The organism is Bordetella tumbae (assembly GCF_965139195.1).
GTDB classification, from domain to species: domain Bacteria; phylum Pseudomonadota; class Gammaproteobacteria; order Burkholderiales; family Burkholderiaceae_B; genus Bordetella_A; species Bordetella_A tumbae.
In genome coordinates this window covers 1-1,773 of record NZ_CBCSJH010000080.1, presented here as the reverse complement: position 1 = coordinate 1,773, position 1,773 = coordinate 1, and the positions used below count along the sequence as shown (strand labels likewise).

Annotated in this window: 1 protein-coding gene and 1 pseudogene; both read right to left on the bottom strand. The window is 62.9% G+C overall.

What is annotated here, in order from left to right:
* Window positions 1-1,429, bottom strand: a 1,429-nt coding sequence (locus ACNA0J_RS29645; protein ID WP_415822602.1) for a polyketide synthase dehydratase domain-containing protein, incomplete at its 3' end; no start/stop codon positions are given.
* Window positions 1,424-1,773: pseudogene (locus ACNA0J_RS29640) on the bottom strand (KS-MAT linker domain-containing protein); the annotation flags it as partial. The gene ACNA0J_RS29645 and the pseudogene ACNA0J_RS29640, both read right to left, overlap by 6 nt.

The following is a 1,773-nucleotide window of genomic DNA, read 5'->3' as shown; positions in this document are numbered from 1 at the left end:
TCGTCGCATGCAGCTGTATTACCTGCTGCACAGAAGGCACTGCGTTCGGCTCGACTTCGCAGATCGTCTCCCATATCGGTGTCAGCATCAGTTCACCCACCGGCGACGATGGAAACAGAGGAGACAAAGTCGAGGAAATGGAGTTGAACGGCGCGTGCATCATCGCCGTCGGCACACTGGAATCGGCCGCTCGGTCCTCCCCCAAGGAGGCGGGTAGCGCTCGGCTGCTGAAGTTGCTCAGTCGAACCGCCACTCGCCCTTGCGAATCAACGATCTCAACTTGCAGCTTGCGCACCGCCTCGCTGTCGCCTGCCGCGGGCTGCACTATCGCATACGCGGGCGCGGGCACCGGCGACCACTGTTCCACCGATTGCACTGCGAACGGCAGTGCCAATCCTGCATTCGTTACGGCTAGCCCCAGACTAGCCTGCAGCGCTCCATCCAGCAGGCTCGGCGGCAAACCATAGCTGGCCTGTAATGCGTGCCCCGGCGCCTGCAGCGAACCGATTGCCACGCTGTCGCCAACTTGAAGTGCGGTTAGCACCTGGAAACTCGTCCCATAGGTCAAGCCCATCGAGGCAAACTGCGCGTAACAATCCGCGCTGCTGAGCATGCGTCCACACTGGGCCTGCAATCCTCCCAGATCGACAGTAGGCACCTCGCCCGGGGCCGAAGCCACCACCCAGCCTTGGCTATAGACCTGCGCAGCGTCACCTTCACCGCTGTAAATCTCGTAGCCGATGCGGCCGTCGTCCTCTACTTCCAGGCCGATATGCACCTCCAACGGCTCGGCAACCATCAAGGGTCGTATCCAACTCACCTGCTCGATACGGATGGCCCCTTTCTCCTCCAGCGCCAAACTGGCCGCGGCTCGCGCCCACTCCAACTGTGCCACGCCCGGCACAAGCTTCTGCCCTCGCACCACATGATCACGCAGGAAGAATTCCTCGCCCGTCAGCCACGTGCTGTAGCGCTGTTCATGCAAGGTGGATGTATTGCGGTGCACCAGCGGGTGCAGCACCGCCGCGTGCGGGTGCGGCAACGCCAGCTCGCTGCCCGGTGAGGCTTGTGCATCGGTTGGGTGTGTCGTCCGGGCTACTGGCCCACTCTCGGGCACCCAATAGCGCCCCTTCGCAAACGGATACGTCGGCAAACTCACCCGAGACGGTCGCGACTCGCCATACAACGCCGACCAGTCCACTGCCAGACCCTGCACCCACAACTCGGCCAGCTTGTTCACCTTGCCGCGCGCCAGCCACTTGCCTATCACTTCCCGTAGGTCCTCATCGGCTGCGAACGCCGATAACACCTCCTGCCCGCGCCTGACCTCGCCCTGATACACATCTTCCAGGCTCGCCTCATCTTGCTCGTAAGCCAACAATTTGCGTTTGAGTTCGTCCACCGAGCCCACCACTAACGCCAGACGCATGCCCAGCGCCTCACGTCCAACCTGCAGCGTATAGGCGAGCGACGCCAGACTCACGGCACGCCGCTCCAGGTACTCCCGCAACTGCACCGCCTGCGTCCGAAGCTGCTCGCCCGTACGCGCCGACAGCACCACCACCGCAGGCGCATGCGTCGCAGGAACATGCGCCACTGAGACTTTCCCGTTCGACTCAGCCGAGGCCGCTGGGATGCGCACCACAGGAGCATGCATCGCTGGCTCGTTCGAGACCTGTGCCTCATACTCCTCCAACACCACATGAGCATTCACTCCGCCAAAGCCGAAGGAACTCACCCCCGCGCGCCGCGGCAACTCTCGACCTGTCTCAT